The following is a 24,561-nucleotide window of genomic DNA, read 5'->3' as shown; positions in this document are numbered from 1 at the left end:
TACTATTCTACTTTTATTATATAATTAAGTTCATCTATTTTTCTATACTCTAGTTGAGAAAGCTAATTCAATTTGTTGTTTATTTTAGTTAATTCAATATATATTTTCTTTATAGCTTGACCAATGATTAATAAAAATGGTGCTATTATTATTAATATATTTGAAACTCCTACAATTTCAGTCCTGAATATACTAAACCATGAATTAATTGGCACAGCTATAAAATTTAGCAATAAGATTAAACCTAATAGTACAATGATAAATATTCTACCTCCCCATAAAAGTATATCTGAGCAAATCTTTAAGTATTTCATAATATCCCTCCACGTATAATTAATTTCCTATTTACAATTTTTTTTAATTTTATAATATATTGTATAATATATTATATCATTCTAGTATAATAATTACTTTGAAACATAAAATTAATAAGCACATGATTAATATTTATTCTTGTTAATCATGTGCTTAAGTGTAATCAATCTATTTAATTCTTTCATAAAATAAAATCAAATACTATAATAAATTAAGTTTATATTAAGTTCCACAATAAGTTCTGTATGGACATGTTGATGTTTCTGGCAATGTAGTGTAATAATCTAGTTCTCTAGAGTGATCATATGGTTTTGAGAGAGCATCTAATAGCCTTTCCATGACCCTATAATCTCCTTGATTTACTGCAGCTTCTAGTGCTTCTTCTACCCTATGGTTACGTGGAATTACTGCTGGATTACTTCTTTGCATAAGTTCCCTTGAGGAAATTTCCGATTCTTCTTGTCTCGTTAATCTCTCCTGCCATCGCTTATACCATTTATCAAATTCCTCTTTGCCAAAGAGTACATTATCCTCTATCTTTCCACTAGTTAATACACGGAAGGTGTTGGTATAATCTGCACCATACTTTTTCATAATACTTAAAAGTTCCTCAATTAAAGCTTCATCAGCAACTTCTTCATTAAAAATTCCAAGTTTTGCTCTCATTCCTCTAATCCAATTATTCTTATACAAATCAGCAAAATGTGAAACTTCTTTTTGTGCTAGCCTTAATGCCTCATTCTCATCAGTGTGTAACAATGGTAACAGAGTCTCCGCAAATCTGGCAAGATCCCATGCACCAATATTAGGTTGATTACCATAAGCATATCTACCCTGAATATCAATAGAACTAAATACAGTAGAAGGATCATAGGCATCCATAAAAGCACATGGCCCATAATCAATTGTTTCTCCACTAATTGTTACATTATCAGTATTCATTACACCATGGATAAACCCAACTAACTGCCATTTTGCAATAAGCTCAGCCTGCTTCCTAATTACTTGCTGAAGTAATAAAAGATATGGATTTTCTTTATCCTTTACCTCTTGAAAATGTCTTTGCAAAGTATAATCAGCTAAAGCTCTAAGTTCTTCAACGGTACCCCATTTTGATGCGTATTGAAATGTACCAACACGAATATGACTAGCTGATACACGAGTGAGAATTGCACCAGGTAACTGTGTTTCTCTCATTATTGACTCACCAGTTGTAACCACAGCTAAACTACGAGTAGTAGGAATACCTAGTGCATTCATTGCTTCACTTATGATATATTCCCTCAGCATTGGACCTAGTGATGCTTTTCCATCACCTCCTCGTGAATATGGAGTTCTACCTGAACCCTTAAGCTGAATATCAACTCTCTCACCTAGGGGAGTAATATGCTCACCTATGAGAACAGCTCTCCCATCACCTAACATGGTGAAATGGCCGAATTGATGTCCTGCATATGCCTGAGCAATAGGCATAGCTCCTTCTGGAATCTTATTTCCTGCAAGTATATCTACCCCATCAATGCTTTGTAATCCTTCAGCATTCAATCCTAAAAACTTTATTAGCGCATAATTTAGCATAACTAGTTTAGGTGATGGTACATGACTAGGTCTTTGCATTTCAAAAAATTTTTTCGGTAGTCCAGCATAACTATTTTCCAAGTTGAATCCTGTTTCTATTAATGCTTTTCCTTCTTCCATCATGTCTCCTTTTCTTCTTCGTTTTATATAAATTATAGATATAAACTTCTATAATAACTACCCTCTTTTTAGTTTATACTTTTAATAATTATTTATTCTAATATGTTATTTATTAAATACTTATGTCTTTGTTTACTATTGAAATATCAAATTAAAGCTATCAATCTTAATATGAAATAAAAAGCAAAAAGATGCTTCATCCTAAGATGATTAGCATCTTTTACCTTAATTTAAACTGTTTGTATAATCCATCTACTAAGGCATCATTACAGTATCAATTACGTGTATAACTCCATTTTTAGCCATAATATCAGTAATTATAACTTTCGCTCCATCAATAAATACTGAATCACCCTTAACCTCTATTTTAGCATTTTTTCCATTTGCCATGGTTATTTCCTTACCATTTAATTTGGCAACATCTGCAGCAGTAGCTTTACCTTTGAAAACATGATAAGTTAAAATATCTGTAAGCACATTTTTATTTTCTGGTCTTAATAGCTCATCAATTTTTCCTGCTGGAAGTTTTGAAAATGCGTCATCTGTAGGTGCAAACACTGTAAATGGACCTTCACTCTTTAGGGTATCCACTAATCCGGCTGCCTCTAAAGCTGCTGTTAAAGTTTTAAATCTGCCATCACTTGTAGCTATATCCACTATGTCCTTTGGTTCTGCCATTTCTTTCATGGTATCACTTTGAATATGTAAAATGCTCTGTGCACTTGCCACTAAAGGCATTTGGATAATAAATACCATCATTGCTAACGCTACAATAATTTTAATTTTTCTTTTCATAATCATTCTCCTTTACTATTTGGGTTAGTGTAAAGTTTTTACACCCTCTTTTAAAATTTGTAACTTTTATTCCATTTAAGTTTGCCCATTAAAAATCTAGATTATTCTAAATAAATATATACGTACTTAATTAATATTTCTCTGAAATAAATTCACATAAAAAAATAGTAGCCCCAACCTAAATTGAAAGCTACTAATATTAAATCCACATTATTCTTTAACAAACTCCCTGAGCCTAAAGCTACCTGCTGTAAATAACATAATAGACATTAAAAATATGATTAAGATAGGAATAATAATTTTTCCTGTATTTATTATTCTGAGTAGCCATGTAAATGGTGATATTACACTGATTCTACTTATTATTTCAGGAACATTATCAAAGCTATCTAACTCTGATCCAAAAATCCCCATACCAAAGGCAGCTATTCCAAAAACAACTGTAGATAGACTTGCTAAGGTTACATTTCTAATCCATCTTGTTACTGCTACAATAATAGATGTTGTAACTAAACTACTTAGAAATATGATTAGTATTCCTTGAGGAATATTGTTGTTAGGAAGCTTTAATACAAGTGTTAAGATTATAAAAGCTGAGCAACTTAAAACTCCTTGAATTATAAAGGATGAAATAAATAAACTACCTAAAATAGTTATATCTGAATTACTAGTTGCTATGGTTCTTTTTAATACCTTTTGCTCTCTAAGTTTAATTATTTCTCCCGCAATAACGGAACCACCTATCATCATAAAATAACATATCAATAATATAGTCATCTTATAATCCTCTTTACTGTCTACTTCTTCATCTATAATAACTGCAGTAGTAGAATTTGTGCTTAATCCCGCACTTACTTCTTCCTCAACAACTCCAGATACATAGTTTGTTATAATATCTTCTGCCATTATTGAGCCACTAGCTGCTTCTGTACTATAACACTGAATTTTAGGAAGCTCTCCATTATCTAATAAATCTTGAAAGTTATCTTCTATAACATAAATTGCACCTAATTTATTTTCTCTAAGCAAATCGAAATTGTCTTCTACCTTTCCATCTAGTGTATTTATTGAATATTCTTCACTCAATTTCTCAATAACCTCAGTAGAGTGATTTGAATTACTTTTATCTATAATTCCTATGCTTCCTGATCCGTGACTTAAACCTCCACCATTTATAACTAAAATCATAACAACAGGAAATATCAAGGTCATTAGTAACATAAATGGACTTTTTAATTGTCTTTTCATATTAATTAATACTAATCTTATTAAGCGCATACCTTTTTCCTCCCCTGAATTACTGCTTTAATTATTGCTGCAGAGTATATAATAATTGACATTGCAAATATAATTAATATCCATTTCCCACAGCCTTCTAAATTTCCATTTAAATTATATAAATTAAATGCATTATTTAAATAATGTGTTGGTGTTAGCAACGCAATTTTATTACCTTCACCTGAAAATATCTCTCCACTTATTAGGGGTAAGGTAAATATTATAGTCCCAATTATTTTTCCATACTTAGCCCCAAATATAGTAGATATACTTTTAGACATAGATACTACTAGCATAGTTCCCATTAATATTAATAATATTAAATCTAAAATATTTCCTTTAAAACTTAATCCAGCTACTCTAAAGAAAATTACATATCCACTGATTATTATAAACACATATACTATCAAAGCCATAGTCTCGTAAAAAAGATATTGTAATTTTGTAATAGGAGTTGCATTAATTCTTTTATCTAAATTTACACTAATATCTGCATAACCACCATGAATCATTGTATATATAAGAATGGTAATTACAAAGCCAATCATGGATGCTGATATCTTTTCATAGGGATTATTGGTTTTTATAGTATCTATTGTAATATCTTCAACTATAGATGATTCCATAATTCTATTTAAATTCCCCATATCTCCACCAGCTATAGATACATATAAACTTTGATGATATCTATCTAATATTACCTTTAAGGTGTCAGTGGACATTCCCATGCCTTCTACTTTTTTATTAATAATTATATCTCCCTTATTTAAAGATAAAACATTTTTCTCATATCCTTCTTTTATTGTTAGTTCCACATCTGGCTTTTTATCTACTATATTTACAACCTCTTTCAAATCATCACTGCCTAAAAGTTCTACAAGCCTTTTTGAATTTTCAGTGTTGTCTTCATCAACAATTTGAACATTTAATGCCTTAAGCTTTAATGGATTTTCATCATCCAAATTATGAAAAAATGCCATAAAACATGCAAGTAAAATAGGAAATAAGATAAAAGTTGCTATGGTAACTACGCCATTTGCAAACATACCTTTAAGGGTAGTTTTTATATAATATAATGCCTTCATAGCTCTTCCCCCTAATCTCTTAAAGTTTTTCCTGTTAATGATAAAAATACATCTTCAAGCTTTGCCTCTTCATAACTAATCTTCTTTATATTAACAGTTTCTTTTTCTAATAATGAAAGCACACTAGCCAGCTTAAACTTTGAATCAATAGTTAAATTAAGTACATTATCCTTATCTGATACCTTATCGATTCCCTCTAAATCCTTTAACTTCATTATTGTTTCTCCACTTATCTCTTGAGTTTCAATAATCACCTTATTGTTAGAGAAAACTGAAGCCTTAATCTCTTCTCTATCTCCATAGGATACTTCCTTGCCTAAATCAATTATAAATACTCTCTTGCAAAGCTCCTCGATTTCCTCCATATAATGTGAAGTATAAATTACTGTAGTACCCCAATCCTTACATATATTTTTTATGAAAGAAAATATATGATTTCTTGATTGCGGATCTACGCCAACGGTAGGCTCATCCAATATTAAAACTTTTGGATGGTGGAGAATTGATACTGCAATATTTAGTCTTCTTTTCATTCCACCTGAAAACTTCTTAACCTTTTGCTTTTTAGTTTCCTCTAATCCAGTTACTTTAAGAGCCTCTGCTATTCTTTCCTTCAAAAGTTTCCCCTTTAATCCATATAAAGCTCCAAAGAACTCTAAATTATCATAGGCATTAAGGTCCTCCATTAGAGCTAACTCCTGTGGAACATATCCCATACATTCCTTTGCCTTAATCGGCTCCCTTAAAATATCATATCCACATATTTCAATAGTCCCACTATCTGGTGTTAATAAGCTTGTCATAATATTTATTAAAGTTGACTTACCCGCTCCATTAGGTCCAATAAAGCCAAATATCTCCCCTTCTTTTACTTCATAGCTAATATTATCTAAAACTAACTTATCATTAAATCTTTTACTGATGTTTTTTACTTCTATAATACTCATAAAATTACCCCCTAGACTTATCTTACTATTATAATAAGATATTTCCAGGGGGATGGCCATAACTTAAGGTCACTACATAAATGACTTAAGTCACTATTCCATTTTTAAAAGCAAAAATTGCAATCTGCGTCCTATCTCTAAGCTTCAACTTTGATAGTATATTGGTTATATTATTTTTTATTGTTCCTTCTGATAAAAACAACTCTTCTGAAATCTCTTTATTAGTTAATCCTTTAGCTATTGCTTCTATTATCTTAAGCTCTTTCTCCAAAAGTCCATACTTATCTATATCACTTTTAATTACTCCATTACTTCCCATCATTTCTATGGCCACATCAGGATGAACTACCATATTACCTTTATAAGCCATTTTTATACCTTCATAAATTACATCATGGGAGCTATCCTTAAGCATATAACCAAAAGCCCCATACCTCATGGCTTCTCTTATATACTCCTTATCCTTAAAGGTAGTAAGAATTATAACCTTTATCTTTGTAAACTGTTCCTTAATAAGTCTTGTCCCCATAACCCCATCACAAGTTTTCATTCTTATATCCATAAGAACAACATCAACATCAGTGGTTTTGCAAACTTCCAAAGCCTTATAACCATTTTCAGCTATCCCAACAACTTCAATATCCTCATAAACTGAAAGCATTACTTTCAAGCCTTCTCTTATTAATTTCTCATCATCTACAATTAAAAGTTTAATCTTTTCCATTCCTACACCTCCACTTCCCTTGGAACTATAACCTTAACAAAAAAACCATTGTCTTTGCTAGACTTCATATGAACTATACCCTCTATCTCCGCTACTCTTTCCCTTATACTTTTAAGTCCGAGTCCACTTTCCACAATTTTATCTGTTCCCACGCCATTGTCACTAAAGGATATTACAAATTCATCTTCTGTAAAATTCATAATAACCTTAACTATAGTTGCTTTACCATGCTTTAAAGAATTTGATAAAATCTCTTGAATCATTCTATATAAATGATTAATCTGCTTAGTTGATAAATTCCAATCACCCTTTGATATAATGACCTTAACTTCTACTCCAGACATTCTCTCAAAGTTTTTACATACATCTTGAAGTCTTAAAATTCCTTGATAGTTATCATATTCATCGGGCTTTAACTCCCTTACAGCTCTCTTCACATCTTGAAAACTTTCACTAATAAAAGCTCTTAAATTTCCTATCATATCCTTCATAGAACTATTTTCCTTCTCTGCAATGGCTTCCATAGCCGATAACTGAATCATAGCAGTAGATAAAGTATGTCCAACACTATCATGAATTTCCCTTGATATTCTATTTCTTTCCTTTAATAAAGTTAATTCCTCAATAGATTCTACATACCCTTCAAGCTCCTTATTAGCTTCTATAAGTTTTTCATCTGAAACTCTAAGCTTATCATAAAGCTGCTGTGCTTCAACCTTTGTACTAAAAAGTCTAGATATATAACTTAAAAGAATAAAGAAGATTCCAAGTAAAACAAAATTAATAATGCCATCTTCAATAGGCCCACTAAACTTCGGATAAATTCCAATAAATAAAATTATAAGCCCTAATCCATACTTAACTATCTTACTTTTCAACGGGAATAAATCTATGGATACCCCTATTAAGTAAAAAATAATAGTTCCTCCAAAGTTCAGTTGTGCCAATGGTATAAATACTAGCTCTATTATTATTGAAAGGATAGCACTTCTCTCTTTCTCTAAATAAAACATTCTCAAATGATTATTTATAATAAATAATAGAAGAAAAACTAGACTTACTATGCTCTTATTTTCAACTTCTACAAACAACTGAAAGGTTAATATACAAAATGATATATATCTCATTAACAATAATTCTTTACTTTTTACCATACCGCTCTCCTAATATATATTTCTCTATATATTTATTTAAGCCTAAATCACATAAAATTACTAGTGTATTTTTTATATGATTATGTTTTGTTAACCTTATATATAAACACCCTAGGAAGATTCCTTATCTTAAATTTCCCTAACATTCAATTTTATAAACCAAACTACTCCTATACTTAGAATTAAAGTTAATAATAGGATATTGTAAATGCTTAAATTAATATCTATAAGTTGTCCATATATTAACTGACCAGGTGCAACACTTGCTGTTGCAATAGCAGTAGAAAAAGCACTTACCTTTCCTAGCATATCTTCTTTTATTTCTTGTTGAATATAGGTTAAAGATATAATGTTAGATAAAGCTAGTGATAACATTATTCCAAGACCTCCTATAGAATAAAATCCTAAAACAATAAATTTATTTGTTCTAGTTAAATGAGTGGAAATCCCTATAATTACAATAGCTACTACCATAGGATACATAGTTTTGTGTATGTGTTTCATCTTAAACATTTTAGGTCTAAATGTTATTAATAATCCTCCTAGCATCATTCCTATAACAAATATTGCTTCTACAAAACCATATATAACTGAAGGCATATTCAATTTTATTTTAATAAAATAAGGAGATACAACACTTAGAATTGGTACTACAAAAATATTAGTTAAACCATAAGAAACTATAATTCCTAAGACAATTTTCTTTTTTTCTTTTAGATAAATAAAACTCTTTTTCATTTCCTTAAAAGATTGTAAAATAGGTTTTTTTATTTTTTCCTTTAACTGCAAATCTGGAATTTCTAAAAATAGCTCTATAATAGCTGAAATAAAAAAGCTGATAGCATTTATTATTACGATTGTTTTTATCTCAATAAAACTATATAATAAACCTGCGACTATAGGCCCAACTAAATTTACTATAGCACCAACTTGTTGAATTATTCCATTAGCTGTAGCTAGTTTATCCTTTTCAACTATTTGTGGAATACAAGCTGTAACAGAAGGACTATATAAGGTATAAATAGTAGATAGCATGAACATAATGCTTCCTACTATTATGATATTATCTCTTCCACTTATCAATATTATTGAATATATAGCCATTAACCCAGCACTGAAAAAATCAAGGTAAACCATTATCTTTTTTCTATTTACTGTATCAGCTAATAGTCCTGCAATAGGTGCAAATAATATGTATGGAATAGTTGAAATTGCCAATATCCTTGAAAAAATAGCGGCACTTCCTGTTAAATCTAAAATGTATAAGGACATACAAAATCTTTGAATTGCATTTCCAAATAAAGATATTATCTGTCCAGTAACCACTATAGTAAAGTTTTTGTTTTTCATTTTATCCCCCTATAAGTTCATAATCTATGCATATAGGGTAATTTTTATTTTCACTTAATTGCAACTTACCATGAATTCCATAAATCTCTTTTAAGTTTTCTTTAGTTATAGCTTCCATAGGGGTACCTTGGCAAATAACCTTGCCTTTTTTAAGTCCGATAATATTACTTGCAAACCTACAAGCATTATTTAACTCATGTAACACCATGATAATAGTAATGTTTTTTTCTTTATTTAATTTCTCTAACACTTGTAATACTTCAAGCTGATAAGACATATCCAAATAAGTGGTTGGCTCATCTAGCATAATTATATCTGTTTCTTGTGCTAAGGTCATTGCAATCCAAGCCCTTTGTCTTTGTCCTCCAGATAAATTTTCTATTTCTCTATCTGCAAAATCCGTAAGTCCTGTCTCCTCTATTGCCCAATCAATAATTTCTTTATCATGAGCCTTAAGTCCACCTATGAGTTTTTGATGTGGAAATCTTCCAAAAGCAACTAATTCTTTTACAGTAATTCCACTTGGACACACAGGGCCTTGAGGTAGAAAGGCCACTTGTGTTGCTATATACTTCTCTTTTTGTATTTTTATATCTTTTCCATTTATAAAGATATCTCCATTTTTAGGCTTTATTACCCTTGCTATTGTTTTTAGCAGAGTTGATTTTCCGCATCCGTTTGCCCCTATAATAATACTTATCTTACCCTTAGGAATGGAAAGATTCATATCATCTATTATGAGATTATCTTCATAGGCTACTGATAAATTTTTTACACTAATAGCTTCCATCTATTTCTCCTTCATCATTAAATAAATAAAATATGGCACTCCGAATATTGAAATTGTGATTCCTACAGGTATTTCAATTGGAGAAAATAAGTTTCTTGAAACTGCATCAGCAAATAAAACTATTACTATACTTATAATTCCAGATACCCATAAGAAATTTTTATGATAGGGCCCAACTAACTTTCTTGCTATATGAGGAGATATTAATCCAATAAATCCTACATTTCCTGCAAAAGCTGTAGCTCCACCAGCAAGAATAACCGCATAGGATAAAAACTTTTTTCTTTCCCTATTTAAGTTTAAGCCAAGAGAAATTGCATGTTCATCAGATAAATTAAGAGCATCTAACTTTTTATAATCCAATAATACAACCATAAACATTAAAGTAACTAAGGGAATAATTACTTTTGCATAGTTCCATCCTGCTCCCCAAAGGCTTCCAGATGTCCAAATTAATACTCTATTGTAATCACCAACTCCACCTCTAAAAGTAAAGAAGGTAATAAAAGCATTTAATCCCGCATTTAGGCCAAGTCCTATAAGTAGTAATCTCTTTGGTTTAACTCCATTTCTACTTGATAATAAGTAAATTATAGTGGCTGAAATTCCTGCACCTATAATGGCCATAAATGGTAATACATAAACAGATAGAGGGCCAAGTGTACTATAGTAATTTAAAGTTTTTAATGAAACAAATATAACTGCTGCCACTGCTGCTCCAGCATTAATACCAATTATCCCTGAATCTGCTAGATCATTTTTTGTTATAGTCTGCAACAGTGCTCCTGCTGTAGATAAAGCAATACCCACAGAAATTCCAACTAACATTCTAGGGAGTCTAAGATTTAAAATTGCTGCATTTTGAAGTTTTGTTCCTTGACCTAATAAAGTTTTTATACTATCTAAAGGTGATATTTTATAAGTTCCCCAACATAAATACATAATTAAAGATGCAAGTAATAAAATAAATAACATTGAGATTATTATTTTAAATCTTTTTCTTTTCATATCAACCTCGCTCCCTTCTTGCTACAGCTATAAAGAATGGAACACCTATTAAGGCTGTAAAAATTCCAATAGGGGTTTCATAAGGACTATACACCATTCTTGCAGCTATATCGGAATAAGTTAATAGTATTGCACCTAACAAGAAAGAAAAAGGTATATTTTTTCTATAATCTTCTCCAAATATTTTTCTTACTATTTGTGGAACTATAAGTCCAACAAAGGCTATATTTTTACCAACAGCCACAGCCGCTGCACACATTGGTATCATAACAAGGAAAGTTATTAGTCTTATTTTTTCTGGATTTTGCCCAAGGCTAATTGCCACATTATCCCCTAAGCTTAGAATATTTATTTTCTCTGATAGGAAAATAGCTATTATTAAACCTAGGATTCCAACTATTGCAACTAAATTAAAATCTGCCCAGGTTGCATTTCTGAAACCTCCTGAAACCCAAAAAGCAATAAACTGAGATTTATTTGATAAAAGTCCTATTATAGTTGTTAAAGAAATAAAGAAAGTACTCATAGCAGTACCTGCCAAAAGTATTTTTGCTATAGATCTATTATTTGATTTTCTTGATGTAAATCCCATCACTATAATTCCACTAAAGATTGCCCCAATTAATGAAGCTATCATAACATTTGTAGTATTTATAGTAATCCCAACAGCATAAAATATAGCTATAACCATAGTTGCCCCTTGACTTACTCCAAGAAGGGACGGCTCTGCTATTGGATTTCTTGTAACTCCTTGAATCATAGCTCCTGTCACTCCCAAAATCCCCCCTGTGAGTAACACTGTAAGGGCCCTAGGAATACGCATATCTCTGATTAGCATAGGTTCTATAGTTTCACTATAATTAAAAATACTATTCCAAACTTCTGATATTCCAATATTGGTGACTCCTAGACTAATAGCTAGGAATACACCGATTATTAGAATAAAAATACTACAAACTATAAAAGTTATTGTATTTTTATTATTTTGTTTCATTTAACATCTCCATTATTTCGTCTAAAAGCACTTGTCTACCTATTGAACTATAGCCTTGTACAAAGTAAGGTGAAGAATCTAGTTTAACAACTTTACCTTCTTTTACTTGAGGTAAATTATTCCATACCCCATTCTCTTCAAGTACTTTTAAATCTTCATCTGTTGCAATCACAAATATATAATCTGATTTTATTGACGCTAATCCTTCATAGGTTACCACTGGTAAACTTATATCATTTTGTTCTGGCATACCTTCAGGTTTAGCTAATCCTAAATCTTCATATAAAACATTACCAAAACCTGCTCCATCAAATACATAGAATTGACCACCACTAGCTAAGAAAGATAAATAAGTTGTATCTTTACCATAAGTTTCTTTAATCTTATCTCCAACTTCTTTTGACTTTTTATCGTAATTTTCTAACCAAGTATTTGCAGCCTCTTCTTTATTAAATACCTTTGCTAAAGACTTAACATCTTCCTTCCAGTCTAAAGCTTCTAATTTAATCATTACAGTTGGAGCGATTTCACTTAATTGATCATACATTTTTTCTTGCACTGTTGATATGACAATTAAGTCTGGATCTAAGTTCATTATTGCTTCAACATCCATAGTATCTTGCATGCTATAACCTAATATAGTTGCACCTTTTAATGTCTCTTCTAAATATGTAGGGAATTTTGTATAATCGTAAGCATCACTATTAGCAGTTCCGATTACCTTATATCCTAAAATTGATAAAATATCACTATTACCACTTAAGTCAACTATTCTTTCAGGATTCTCTGGAATTTCAACTTCTCCTCTAACGTCTGTTACTGTAACGGTTTTACTTTTTTCTTCTACAGTTGAAGTATTTGAACAACCAACTAAAATCATTGATGTCATACAGGTAGCTAGAATTGCTTTTAATACTGATTTTCTTTTCATCTATATCTTCCTTTCAATAATTAAATTCTTATATTAACAAAGCTAATTGTATATGATTATCATTATCATAACAATATTTGCACCTAATTTAATTATTTTTACATCTAAATAAAGTATTTTCCCTTGATTAATTACAAATTATATATAATATTATTTATAAGAAGGAGGATTTTTATGATAGTAAAATCTAGTGAAGAATTTAAATCTGTGGTTTTAAATAAATTATGCTTTAGTAAAATTGAAAGTAAAAACTATACTTTATATACAAATAAAAATAAATATACAAATAAAAATAAGCCTGAACTTGGCCACTTAATTACTTATTCAAGAGATGGTTATTATAATTTAGGTATTGCAGACTATACAATACCTGAGGATTTTTCCATATACTTTGATAATCCTGAATATTTAATGCGTTTTGGTTTAGTTTATAAAGGAATTACAGAATTTAAAATTGAAAATAATCCTGTTTCATCCTTTACCCCTTCATCCTTCTTTGTCATTGAAAAAAATCTAAAAGGTGAACAGCATTGGAAAAAAGGACAACATTTTCATGGAACTGAAATCACTATATACGAAAATTATTTTAAAGAAATAATAAAACCTAACTTTCCAAAGATAATGGATTTTGATTCTTTTATTAAAAATTATACCTATACTTATCTACCCTTAGGAATTATAGATATTATTAATCAGTTACAAAGTTTAACTTATGAAAATTCCTTAAATAGTATTTATCTAGAAAGTAAAATTTTAGAGTGCATAGCTATATTAATAAATGAGTCCACTAAACCTGAGAATGCTTTTACTAATCAAATTAACTATGGAAATATTAATATTGGTGCTAACAGAATAATAAAACTAACCTCGTCTGATATCCATGCTATTCAAAAAGTCCATGATATTTTAGAAAAAAATTATAATAACCCTCCTAATATTAGTACTTTAAGTAAGATGGTATTTTTGAACGAACAAAAATTAAAAGCAGGATTTTCAAAGCATTATCATATGTCCATTGGGGAATACACCAATCATATTAAAATGAATATTGCTGCAAACCTCTTATCTACCACAGATTTAAGTATTGAAGAAATATCTCAAAAAGTTGGTTATAATTATTCTGCAAACTTTTCTAAAATGTTTAAAAAGACTTATGGAAAAACTCCATTGAAATTCAGAAAAACAAAATAACGAAATCCATGGATATATAACTTAAAAATGATGTATATAGCGAAATTACTGTAGTTTTGTTCTATAAATCTTCTGAGATTAGACTTCTTGGAGTTAACAAGCACTTAATAGCAAAGGCAAAAGCTTCTATCCCTAAAAGAATAGTGCTTTTGCCTCTTAAATTCATATCATAAATTTCATCCAATAGTTCTAAAACAAAATAAGCACGCTGCCAAAGTGACTTACACCAAATCAAAGCTTTGGATTATCTGCTTTTGTTCTGAGGATTGCTTAGTGCCTAGGCACTAAGCTTTTCTTACTTTAAAAAATATTCTAATGCCTCAAGACTAATTACTGGTCTTAAGAGTTGCATTTTTTTCACTTCTTCATATTCAACCCCTGCAATACCATTTTGAAGTAATGATGTTCCATATCCCATTTCTTTTGCTCCATTATAAGAGAATAATACGCAATACTCTGCTGCAAATCCGCTTATAACAACAAATTCAACTCCAAGTTCTTGAAGCTTATCATGAAGCTCTGTCTTGAAAAATGCATTATTATACTCTTTATGTATAACAATATCATCTGTACTCTCATTAATAGAATCAACAAATTCAAACTTCTCAGAACCAGGACCATCTCCCACTTCAATATCTAATACTTTAACAACAGGCAATCCTTTTTCCCTAAACATACGTGCTGCCTCATTTATATAATCTACTGCATCATCAAATTCTCTTTGACATTTACAAAAGTCATAACATCCTTTTTGCATGTCAATTATTAGAAACGCTGCTTTCATTCTTATACACCCCTTTAAATTTTTATACCTTACCCATGAAAATATATTGAAATTCATATTAGCATTTAACAAATATATACCATTTAATTATAATACATTAAATATTAATAGTCCCAACTTTTTGAAAAATAAAACCACCTAAATTAAATAGTAATTACTTTAATGTTCTTACCAATGCACTTCTACTCTTTGAAAGAAGTTCATTCTTAATTAGAAAATTCCATACTGGCTCAAATTTTTTCTATGCACCTGCATAAGTAAAATGTTTTGTAAGTATTTTTGTGGTTATAATATAGAATAATTTTACATTTATTTTTCACAGTAAGCGTATCTTCTATACCATGTTTATAAGATGATTGAAATAAGCAAATGTAATGTTAAATAATTTCCCCTCATTTTTACTAATATTTTTTAACATATCATAATATAAAACCTTATACTCTACTATAAATTTTACGTATTATGAATCATTATTCATAACAGAATCTAATATTTCATAAATTTTAAAAAATAAAAAATTAAAATAAAGGAGAGTAACAAAATATGAATTCTATAATTTATAATTCTAAAACACCTATTGAAAATGAACTAATAGAATTTTTTAAAAAATAAAGGTATCCAAGCAGTCATAAATACTGATAGCGATGTATCATATTTATTACCTTTAAGAAAAATAATTGCTACCAAAGAAAATAAAAAGTTTCTTATTGACTTAAAAAATGTATTATACTTTTATTCTTATAGCAATGAAATAAAAATCATTACAGTTGATAATTGTATATATACTGTGCCGCACTCACTTCAATTCTGGGAAAAAAAACTTCCCTATGGGAACTTTTTTAGATGTCATAAAGGCTATATCGTGAATCTTGAAAAAGTGTTAGAAATTATCCCATCTTATAATTATACCTTTGATTTAAAATTAGAAAAATACACAAAAACATTACCCGTAGGAAGGAAATATATAAAAGATTTTAAAAAAATCGTTTGCTGGTAATTTGCAGTTTGAACCCATATTATGATGTTTAATGCTTATATTTTACTTTCACGGACTAAATAGTATATTGAAAATAAATTGACCTTATAATATTAATGTAAATTACACGTGTAGATACAACAGGGTTGACCTAATAAAAACCTTTCAATTAAACCAATAAGGGATGTAATAGTTTTTTACAAACCTATGTAAAGGGAGTTAACGTAAGTTATACAAATTATATTTTTAGTGAATATTTACCAAACACTCTAAATATACAAAACAAATTTAAAAATAAGGAGAATTTACATTATGGAAAGTATAAATCATCTAGACTTAATTTTAAATCACAACAATCTAAAAGAGGATGAAAGCAAATTTAGCGATTCTGACGGATTAATCTCATTTGTAAATCTAACAAATGAGATTATAGGTAAAAGTACTGAATATAAGCCAGGAAGAGAGTTATGTGATAAAATATGTAATTTTTATTCTTCACTACGTATTCAGGTATATACATACCTAAAAGATCATCCTGAAGCGGTTTTACCTGATGATATACCCCCTACCTCTCAATGGAGCAAATCTGTTACACATCTTATGGAAAATATTTTAGTTGATGCTGGTGGATTAGCTGGTTTTAAGATAAAAACTGAAAATTATAGTAGTAAACAGGCTGTCGCTGAATTTAGTACAGAAGTGTTTAAGATGATTTTTGATGCAGTTGCTTTTCCCGAAGCATTAATAACAGATATTACAAACTTCATAAAAGGAGTTGGTAAGACACTAAGAACATGTTGGGAAAAAAAAGAAAAAAATTTTGAGGTAGCTTTAATGAGTCAATGTCATGAAGGTATTAATACTGGAAAAGATTTAATCTATTTTCCTAAAGTAAAATACTACTATATTTCTGTTAATGCTACTCAAACTGAATTTATAAATGACTGTTCAAAAACACAGTATGTAACTTTTAACTTTAATTTTGAATCTCGTGTTAGTGCATTAAAAGCATCAGTCTTAGATACTAAAACTAGTGATTATACTAAATTTAAAGCAGCTCTAGATAAGGCACAAGGAAAGTTATATACTGATTGCCTTAATACAATAGATAAGATTCTTAATATTGAATCAAAACTTCCTACAGGAGAGTTTTTATTAGGTACTAATATTAATTTAGATAATTATCCACGTATAGCAATATCCTAATTTAGTTGTTTATTAACAATATTATCCTATAATTAATAGGGTTCTTTTATTTTTTCAATATTCCAAGAATCCTATTAATTATAATGATGATAGAACATTTCCAATTAAAGCATAATCTAAGGAATACAACTCAAAGATTATAGGTGATCTTGTACCAACAATGGGTAATATCCTTGATTAAGTTTTAAATGTTATTGATATTATAAATCATATGTAGGAGGCGAGGAATGAAATGTTTGATATTAATATTTATAATTCTAGTAATAAAAATCAGGCTTGGTCACTTAATAATGATATAAAGTTCTATTTAGAAAGTGGCGGTCGTATAAGAAAAAAATTAAAGGGTGATGATTCAATCATTATAAAAGTTATAGTTGAAACAATGCATCATCATATTGATACTACCGCAACACTAACTTACAATATAAAAGACAAAAAGTGGATATTCAATCCAACAAATCCACAACTATGGCTTTTCTCTGAAGATTCCTTAACATTACACTGTAATCTTGGTAATAATATGTAACTGAAATATTATCATGAAGTCCATAAAAGTTCCAACATTAAAATATTGGAACTTTTTAACTTTTATGCTACATTTTAATATATAATTGCTAATCCATGTTGATATTTACTTATTACATTAAATACTCAATTACTTTAATGTTCTTACTAGTGTACTTCTACTCTTTGAAAGAAGTTCATTCTTAATTAGAAAATTCCATACTGGCTCAAACTTTTTCCATGCCCCTGAATAGGTGAAATGTTTTAATCTCATTTTAAGTTCTTCATGTTCCTTTGATGCCTTATATATATTTCTCCACCTATAAAAATCTTTATAAGCTCTATTATATCCACTTTCCATTTCTTCTTTTGTAATATGAGGGTGATTAAATACTAAATGCCTAGTATCGTATAGTCTCCAATCCTTAGTAATAATTCTCTTATCTTCATCCATTTTACTAAAAATACCCGTACCAGGATACGGAGTAAGAATATGATTAGTTGCTGTAGTTATCCCACTATTAATAGCCCATTCTGTAGTTCTATCAAAAACATCTAAAGTATCACTATCCAGTCCAAAAATAAAACTTCCATTTATCATTATTCCTAATTCATCTAATTTTTTTATTGCTTTACTATAATCTTTTCCTATGTTAGACCCTTTATTAGCTTGAATTAAGTTCTGTTTATTAATACTCTCAAACCCAATAAAAGCACTCCTGAATCCAGCCTCATACGCAAGATCAATTGTATCATCTTGAAGAATAGAATCCACAGTTATTGCACCTTGGAAAACTCTATTCATTCCCCTCATTTCCTTGAAAACTTGCCTTGATAACTTTTTATCCGCAAATATATTATCATCAAGGAAATATAAATGTCTCCCTTTCATGCTTTCAATTTCTTTTAATATCCTGTCTACTTTATATGCAAAAAAAGATTTTCCACCCTTATAAAATGAACTAACATAACAAAAGGAACATTTATTAGGACACCCTCTTGAAAAGACCATGGAATTTGGAACTAAATACTTCTCTTGTTTAAATAAATCCCTTCTTGGCAGAGGTAGATTATCTAATGAAACTTCCCCCTGCTCATAAAACTCCTTAATATTTCCCTCTTTAAAATCCTTTAAAAACTCTGGAAAACTTCTTTCTCCAAGACCAAGTAATACAGTATCTGCATGATTCTTAGCCTCTATAGGTAATGATGTTGCATGAATTCCACCAATGGCAACCTTTATTCCTCTTTTCCTATAAAAATCTGCAATTTCATAAGCTCTATTAGCATTAGTTATATAACTTTCAATACAAACTAAATCAGGTTCATCATTTAAATTTATTTCTTCTATATGTTCATCAACTACTTCTATTTCATCTGAGTCATCACACAATGATGCTAAAGTAGCCAAGCCTAAAGGAGGAAACAGTGAATATTTTATAGGCCTCCAATATGGACTTTTTGCCTCTTCTAATGCTGGTAAAATAAACTTTATTTTCACAATAAATTGTCTCCTTTTCAAAAGCTATCATAGTAACAAATATCTATTACTACTTTCTTTTTACAGAGTAACAAACCAGTAGTAATTTACCAATATTTCACTCTTTATTTATATATGATACCATTGCTTTTATTGTTTTTCAATATATTTTTATTCTTTAAAGCAATATCTCTTTATCTTAAAAATAAGGGTTGCATCTCGATTTACAACTTAGGGTTGCATCTCCATTTACAATTAAGGATATCTATTTAGTTCCATGATAAGATCATAAACAGAGTTCTTTACTCACACTTTGAAAAAGATGAGAGTATTAGGTATGGTAGATATGGGATAAAAAAATACTACTTTTAACCTAACATTTTGGATAAAAAAAAGAGCCGCAATTTGCGACTCCCTTTAATTTAAACTTTACTCTATGGATTTTAGTGCATCAATCATATTTATATTTTTTAATTTTATATGCATCATTATCATAACTAATATGGCAAAAAACATTGTAATTAATCCAGAGATTACATAACTACTCATGTCTACAGTTGGTATCATCATCATATTATCCATCTCTGCTGTACTCACTAAAAATACATATAATATTTTACCCATAACTGACCCTGCAAGTATTCCTAATATTGTTAGTATTATATTTTCTCTAAATATATACATGGCAACTTCATTATCATAAAATCCTAGTACCTTTATGGTAGATATCTCCCTTATACGTTCAGATACATTTATATTAATTAAATTATATAATACAACAAATGCCAAGCTTCCTGAAGCAACTATTATTACTATCATAACTAAGCCTAAATCAGCAGATTCACTTAAGCTTCTTAGCTTTGAAGCAAGGGTAACATTTACTACTTTATCATTTTCCATAAGGGTAGTAGATATTTTATTATCATCTTCTCTATTAGAATTCAACTTTAATAATTGTGCATTATATTTTGGAGCACTTTTTAATATCTCTTTATAATAGGATGGTGATAGATATATATAATGTCCAGCATAATTTTCTACTATGTTATCTACTTTAACCTTATGAGAATTATTATCCGAATCTGTTAAAGTTACATAATCTAAAGCAGATACCCCTAAAACATTTGCCAGCTTTTCATTTATAATTACTCCACTATCTGATAGTTTGTACTTAGTTCCACTTTCTCTATGGTTTAACAAAATATATTTATTTAGCTCATCTATATTTTCTGGTACATACATAATAGCACTTTGCTTACTTACACCTTCTTTAATGAAGGTTACTGAATCTTGATGAATATTTAAGCTACTCTCATATCCTTTTAAGTTATTTAAACTACTTTCATATTCCTCATCTTCTTTTTTACTATTATTATCATCAAATACTACCATAGCATCATACTTTAATAATTTCCCAAATTGAATGTCCATAACTGAAGAATTGGATTTTTCAAGAGATATCCCTGCAACAAGCATAGCCATACATCCTGATATACCAAGTATTGTCATTAACATCCTTTGCTTATATCTAAAAAGATTTCTAAAGGTAACCTTTTGATTAAAGTTCAGTCTTTTCCATAAAGGTGTAATTCTTTCTAATAATATCTTTTTACCAACCTTTGGAGCTTTTATTCTCATTAAATCAGAAGGATTTTCTCTTAATTCCTCTTTTAATACAATTAATGATGCTCCTACTGTACAAAGTATTGAAGCTACTAAAGACTGAATTATATAAGATGGATAATAGTTTATTTTTACCTTTGGTAATGCAAATGCAGATGAATAAGCTTTACTAATTATATATGGAAGGATACTGCTTCCAACTACAATTCCAAGAACACTACCAACAATACTAGCTAATGCTGCATAAACTATGAATTTCCTAGCTATTTCTAAATCCTTATATCCTAAAGCCTTTAGTGTTCCTATTTCCACTCTATTTTCTTCCACCATCCTAGTCATTGTAGTTAAGCATATAAGTGCTGCAACTAGAAAGAAAAACACAGGAAATACTGAAGCTATCTTATCTAAGCTATCAATTGATCCTTTGTAAGTTGCATAACCCGGATTATCATTTCTATCAAAGAAATAATACTTACTATTATCCAAATCATTTAATTTTTCCTTTTCTTCATCTATCTCTTTTCGCCCATCTGCAAGTTTTGCTTTATTCTCCTTGATATCCTTCTCTCCATCAAGAAGTTTTTTCTCCGAAGCCTCAAGTTCCTTCTTAGCCTTATCAAGTTCTAACTGTCCTTGTTTTTTACCTTCCTCAAGGTCTTTTTTGCCTTTGATAAGTTCCTCTTTCCCTATAACTAATTGCTTTTCAGCTGCTTCAAGTTGTATCTTGCCCTCATTAAAGCTTTTAACTTTCTCCTCATAGGCAATTATACCTTGTTGATACTGAGTTATTCCAGCCACTAAAGTTTCTACCTTAGACTTATTTTCCCTTGCACTTTTACTAGCACCTTCTACTCCTTGTGCCATACTAGTCACTAAAGAAACATTAGTTGGGTCTTTTTCTAAACTATTTACTAAGTTACTTAATTCACCTAATCCTAAATCAGGATTAGATAAAGCACCTTTCCAATACTGAATTTTTTCATTTGAAACTTTTTCACCATCTTTAGTGTTCTTTGCTGTTTCTCTCATATCATTAGAAAGTGTATTGTATGTCCCTATTAAAAGTTCTAAATTATCTATTTGATTTTCATACTCTATCGTGCTTTTAGTTGGATCAATTCCTTGGTTTAAAAATCCTTCCTCAGCATTATCAAGTTGAATTTTTCCTGCCTCAAGTTGTTTCTCACCCTGTAAAAATTGCTCTTTTTGTTTATCTAGTTCCTTCTGACCCTTATCTAACTCTCTTTCACCTTCAATTAATTTCAGTTCACCAGCTTTGATTTCTTGCTGATACTTTTCTGCAAACTCTTCATATTGATTTTTACCATTAATAAGCTTTGCTCTACCTTCATCTAATTCTTTTTCAGCATCTTCAAGTTTTTTTTCACCATCTTCTATTTCTTTATAAGCCTTACTAAGCTCCTTTTCTGCCTCTAATTTTACTTCTTCAATTCTTTCTACCACTCTTTTTGAGTATAGGTTTTTAAGATAATTATTATTTTCCTCCATCTTATCCTTATACTCATCACTATATGCACCAAGATTAGCTACATTTTTAAATCGTACATATACTTCCGTATACACATCCATGGATATATCTAAGCTATTTAATATTGCAAAATAGTCTACACTTCCTTTTCCAACGGTAGTTGTTCCCCTAGATATATTTTCTATATACATGGGACTTTGTACAAATCCAACAATTTTAAAAGTTTTCTTCTTAAAATATTTATCTAGCTCTTCATCAGATTCTATGGTATAGGTATCACCTATCTTTAAATTTTTATCTTCCTTTAAAGCATTTTCATCTAAAGCTATCTCACCACTATTTTCAGGCAATCTCCCTTTTGTAACAATAAATTTATTTATATTACTAAAGTCCTTCTTATTATATTCCATAAACTTAACCACATTATTTATATTAGTTAAATTTACATCTATACTAGATGTTCCAAAGTAATCTAAAATTTCATCCTTATTCTCAAGTAGCTTTAAATCATTTTCATTAAGACCTATACTAGACACTATCTTGCTATCCATTAGATTTTGCTCTCTAAAAAATTCATTTATGGACTCTTTTAAATCTGGTCCACTAGATTTAATTCCAGAGTAAAAAGCAACTCCTAAAAAAATTATAGCAAATATTGATATAAACCTTGCTTTAGAAGATAATATTTCCCTTATTATTGATTTTTTATATGCTCCATTTTTCATCTTCTACCCTCTACCACTCTATGTCTTCAACTGAAACAGGATTTTTATTCACTTCAACACTTGTAACCTTTGCATCCCTAATTTTTATAACTCTATCTGCAATAGGCCCAAGGGCTGAATTATGGGTTATAACAATTACTGTTGTCCCTGTGTTTTTACATGTATCCTGTAATGTCTTTAAAATCTGTTTTCCTGTTTTATAGTCAAGGGCTCCAGTTGGTTCATCACATAATAGCAACTTAGGATTTTTAGCTATAGCCCTTGCTATAGAAACCCTTTGCTGTTCTCCTCCTGATAATTGAGATGGAAAATTGTTTTTTCTATGATCAAGTCCCACTAACTCAAGAGTTTTATCTACATCTAAAGCATCCTTTGAAATTTGTGTAGCCAATTCCACATTTTCCTTTGCAGTTAAATTTTGAACTAAATTATAAAACTGGAATACAAACCCCACATCATGTCTTCTGTACTTAGTGAGCTGTCTCTTGTTAAACTTAGATATATCAACGTTATCAATAATTATTTCACCTTCATCACAAGTATCCATTCCTCCAAGTATATTGAGCACAGTTGTTTTACCTGCACCACTTGGTCCTAGAATAATAGTAAACTCTCCCTTTTCTATAGAAAAATTAATACCATTATTTGCTGCAATGGTAGTTTCTCCAACCTTGTATCTTTTATATTCATCTTTTATCTCTATGTATGACATGTTGCCCTCCCTAATCAATACTACCTTTAAATACTCAATGTCATTAAATAGACACCTTGTTTAGTTAATGCTATAATTCAAGTATAAATAATATATGGATTAGTTACAATAATCACATATTTTTATAGTGTTATTAAATATACATTTTAACGAATTTTGTTTATTTAATAACATATAATTAATAATTACTTTAATAAATACTAAAAAAGGATGAGTTAAATGGCAGGAGTTAAAGGAAATAGAAGAATTTTATATACTAAAAAAATAATAAAAGAAAGCTTAATTGACTTACTTAAACATAAGAAAATTCATGAAGTTACCGTTACTGATATCTGCAAAAAATCAGATATTAATAGGGGAACTTTTTATACCCATTATAAAGATACCTATGACTTACTTAAATCATTAGAGGATGAACTATTTAATCAAATCTTAGAATATATCGAAGAAACCCCAGTTGAAGAATACAAAGATGTTTTATTACTTAAAGCTCTTGAATTAATTGAAGAAAACAAAGAATTATGCCAGATTTTATTCAGTAAACAAATGGAAAACAACATTATGGACCGTATTATTTACGTAGCAAGTAAATCTAAAATTGATAAGCTAGTTAGGGATTCAAAAGTAGATGATAAATTTTTAGATTACTTCATAAAATACTCTGTAGGAGGGGTTGTTTCAGTTGTTCAAACATGGCTAGACAATGATTTAAAGGAATCTCCTAAAGAAATAGTTAACATTATAAATAGTATTATCTCTTTTCGACCTTAATATTATAACTAAATAAATAAGCTAAAAAGCT

The 24,561-nt window shown here is 29.5% G+C and carries 23 protein-coding genes; 5 read left to right on the top strand and 18 right to left on the bottom strand.

All coding sequences use genetic code 11. The features are described 5' to 3' along the window. Positions 1–62 precede the first annotated feature (62 nt). The 13 genes from B3Z56_RS06220 to B3Z56_RS06160 all read right to left on the bottom strand — a co-directional run bounded on the left by B3Z56_RS06220 (position 63) and on the right by B3Z56_RS06160 (position 13,069). Positions 63–314 carry a hypothetical protein gene (locus tag B3Z56_RS06220; RefSeq protein ID WP_346878468.1) on the bottom strand — a complete coding sequence of 84 codons (252 nt, stop codon included), beginning with the start codon at positions 312–314 and terminating at the stop codon, positions 63–65. Positions 315–537: 223 nt separating this feature from the next. Continuing rightward, the gene (locus B3Z56_RS06215) at positions 538–2,013 is read right to left on the bottom strand and encodes a protein adenylyltransferase SelO (protein WP_346878467.1); all 1,476 of its coding nucleotides are present in this window, start codon (positions 2,011–2,013) and stop codon (positions 538–540) included. A gap of 255 nt (positions 2,014–2,268) precedes the next feature. Next, entirely contained in the window at positions 2,269–2,700 is a 432-nt protein-coding gene (locus B3Z56_RS06210; protein ID WP_414632084.1) for a fasciclin domain-containing protein, read from the bottom strand. Positions 2,701–3,018: 318 nt separating this feature from the next. Beyond that, positions 3,019–4,086, bottom strand: coding sequence for an ABC transporter permease (locus tag B3Z56_RS06205; RefSeq protein WP_346878466.1), 1,068 nt, complete (start codon positions 4,084–4,086; stop codon positions 3,019–3,021). Beyond that, positions 4,077–5,171: an ABC transporter permease gene (locus B3Z56_RS06200; RefSeq protein ID WP_346847252.1), complete on the bottom strand. Its 1,095-nt coding sequence runs from the start codon at positions 5,169–5,171 to the stop codon at positions 4,077–4,079. Before B3Z56_RS06200 ends, B3Z56_RS06205 begins: the two co-directional genes overlap by 10 nt. 11 nt (positions 5,172–5,182) lie before the next feature. Next, complete coding sequence (locus tag B3Z56_RS06195; RefSeq protein WP_346877208.1) at positions 5,183–6,118, bottom strand: ABC transporter ATP-binding protein; 936 nt, start codon at positions 6,116–6,118, stop codon at positions 5,183–5,185. Between the two features lie 85 nt (positions 6,119–6,203). Beyond that, positions 6,204–6,842, bottom strand: coding sequence for a response regulator transcription factor (locus B3Z56_RS06190; protein ID WP_346847250.1), 639 nt, complete (start codon positions 6,840–6,842; stop codon positions 6,204–6,206). Positions 6,843–6,844: 2 nt separating this feature from the next. Continuing rightward, the gene (locus B3Z56_RS06185) at positions 6,845–7,996 is read right to left on the bottom strand and encodes a sensor histidine kinase (RefSeq protein WP_346847249.1); all 1,152 of its coding nucleotides are present in this window, start codon (positions 7,994–7,996) and stop codon (positions 6,845–6,847) included. Positions 7,997–8,125: 129 nt separating this feature from the next. Continuing rightward, complete coding sequence (locus tag B3Z56_RS06180) at positions 8,126–9,346, bottom strand: MFS transporter (RefSeq protein ID WP_346878465.1); 1,221 nt, start codon at positions 9,344–9,346, stop codon at positions 8,126–8,128. A 1-nt stretch (position 9,347) separates the two neighbouring features. Continuing rightward, the gene (locus tag B3Z56_RS06175; protein WP_346878464.1) at positions 9,348–10,136 is read right to left on the bottom strand and encodes an ABC transporter ATP-binding protein; all 789 of its coding nucleotides are present in this window, start codon (positions 10,134–10,136) and stop codon (positions 9,348–9,350) included. After that, a complete protein-coding gene (locus tag B3Z56_RS06170; protein ID WP_346847246.1) occupies positions 10,137–11,144 on the bottom strand; it encodes an iron ABC transporter permease in 1,008 nt (335 codons plus the stop codon). A 1-nt stretch (position 11,145) separates the two neighbouring features. Then, positions 11,146–12,138: an iron ABC transporter permease gene (locus tag B3Z56_RS06165; RefSeq protein WP_346878463.1), complete on the bottom strand. Its 993-nt coding sequence runs from the start codon at positions 12,136–12,138 to the stop codon at positions 11,146–11,148. Then, entirely contained in the window at positions 12,125–13,069 is a 945-nt protein-coding gene (locus tag B3Z56_RS06160) for an ABC transporter substrate-binding protein (protein WP_346877204.1), read from the bottom strand. The genes B3Z56_RS06165 and B3Z56_RS06160 overlap by 14 nt, the downstream gene beginning before the upstream one ends. A 174-nt stretch (positions 13,070–13,243) precedes the next feature. Here B3Z56_RS06160 and B3Z56_RS06155 point away from each other — a divergent pair, with 174 nt between their 5' ends. Further along, on the top strand, positions 13,244–14,260 hold the full coding sequence (locus B3Z56_RS06155; protein WP_346878462.1) for an AraC family transcriptional regulator: 1,017 nt from the start codon (positions 13,244–13,246) through the stop codon (positions 14,258–14,260). A 61-nt stretch (positions 14,261–14,321) separates the two neighbouring features. Here B3Z56_RS06155 and B3Z56_RS06150 read toward each other — a convergent pair whose 3' ends face one another. Next, on the bottom strand, positions 14,322–14,495 hold the full coding sequence (locus B3Z56_RS06150) for a hypothetical protein (protein WP_346878461.1): 174 nt from the start codon (positions 14,493–14,495) through the stop codon (positions 14,322–14,324). A 60-nt stretch (positions 14,496–14,555) separates the two neighbouring features. Further along, complete coding sequence (locus tag B3Z56_RS06145) at positions 14,556–15,044, bottom strand: cysteine hydrolase family protein (protein ID WP_346847234.1); 489 nt, start codon at positions 15,042–15,044, stop codon at positions 14,556–14,558. A gap of 616 nt (positions 15,045–15,660) precedes the next feature. Between B3Z56_RS06145 and B3Z56_RS18025 the strand changes: the two genes are divergently transcribed. The 3 genes from B3Z56_RS18025 (at position 15,661) to B3Z56_RS06135 (ending at position 17,752) form a co-directional block, all read left to right on the top strand. Further along, a complete protein-coding gene (locus B3Z56_RS18025) occupies positions 15,661–16,041 on the top strand; it encodes a LytTR family DNA-binding domain-containing protein (protein ID WP_414633082.1) in 381 nt (126 codons plus the stop codon). Between the two features lie 291 nt (positions 16,042–16,332). Then, positions 16,333–17,226 (top strand): hypothetical protein, encoded by an 894-nt coding sequence (locus B3Z56_RS06140; RefSeq protein WP_346878460.1) that lies wholly within the window; start codon positions 16,333–16,335, stop codon positions 17,224–17,226. Between the two features lie 232 nt (positions 17,227–17,458). After that, positions 17,459–17,752 (top strand): hypothetical protein, encoded by a 294-nt coding sequence (locus B3Z56_RS06135; protein WP_346878459.1) that lies wholly within the window; start codon positions 17,459–17,461, stop codon positions 17,750–17,752. A gap of 129 nt (positions 17,753–17,881) precedes the next feature. Here B3Z56_RS06135 and B3Z56_RS06130 read toward each other — a convergent pair whose 3' ends face one another. The 3 genes from B3Z56_RS06130 to B3Z56_RS06120 all read right to left on the bottom strand — a co-directional run bounded on the left by B3Z56_RS06130 (position 17,882) and on the right by B3Z56_RS06120 (position 23,759). Further along, positions 17,882–19,231, bottom strand: a complete 1,350-nt coding sequence (locus tag B3Z56_RS06130; RefSeq protein WP_346877198.1) for a B12-binding domain-containing radical SAM protein — start codon at positions 19,229–19,231, stop codon at positions 17,882–17,884. Between the two features lie 408 nt (positions 19,232–19,639). After that, the gene (locus tag B3Z56_RS06125) at positions 19,640–23,047 is read right to left on the bottom strand and encodes an FtsX-like permease family protein (protein ID WP_346878458.1); all 3,408 of its coding nucleotides are present in this window, start codon (positions 23,045–23,047) and stop codon (positions 19,640–19,642) included. A 10-nt stretch (positions 23,048–23,057) separates the two neighbouring features. Continuing rightward, the gene (locus B3Z56_RS06120) at positions 23,058–23,759 is read right to left on the bottom strand and encodes an ABC transporter ATP-binding protein (RefSeq protein ID WP_346877731.1); all 702 of its coding nucleotides are present in this window, start codon (positions 23,757–23,759) and stop codon (positions 23,058–23,060) included. A gap of 219 nt (positions 23,760–23,978) precedes the next feature. Here B3Z56_RS06120 and B3Z56_RS06115 point away from each other — a divergent pair, with 219 nt between their 5' ends. Beyond that, positions 23,979–24,530: a TetR/AcrR family transcriptional regulator gene (locus B3Z56_RS06115; protein ID WP_346878457.1), complete on the top strand. Its 552-nt coding sequence runs from the start codon at positions 23,979–23,981 to the stop codon at positions 24,528–24,530. Positions 24,531–24,561: the final 31 nt, after the last annotated feature.

Origin of the sequence: Clostridium sp. UBA7791, from assembly GCF_002480755.1 — a bacterium.
GTDB classification, from domain to species: Bacteria; Bacillota; Clostridia; order Clostridiales; family Clostridiaceae; genus Clostridium_J; species Clostridium_J sulfidigenes.
This window is presented reverse-complemented; position numbering and strand designations above follow the sequence as displayed.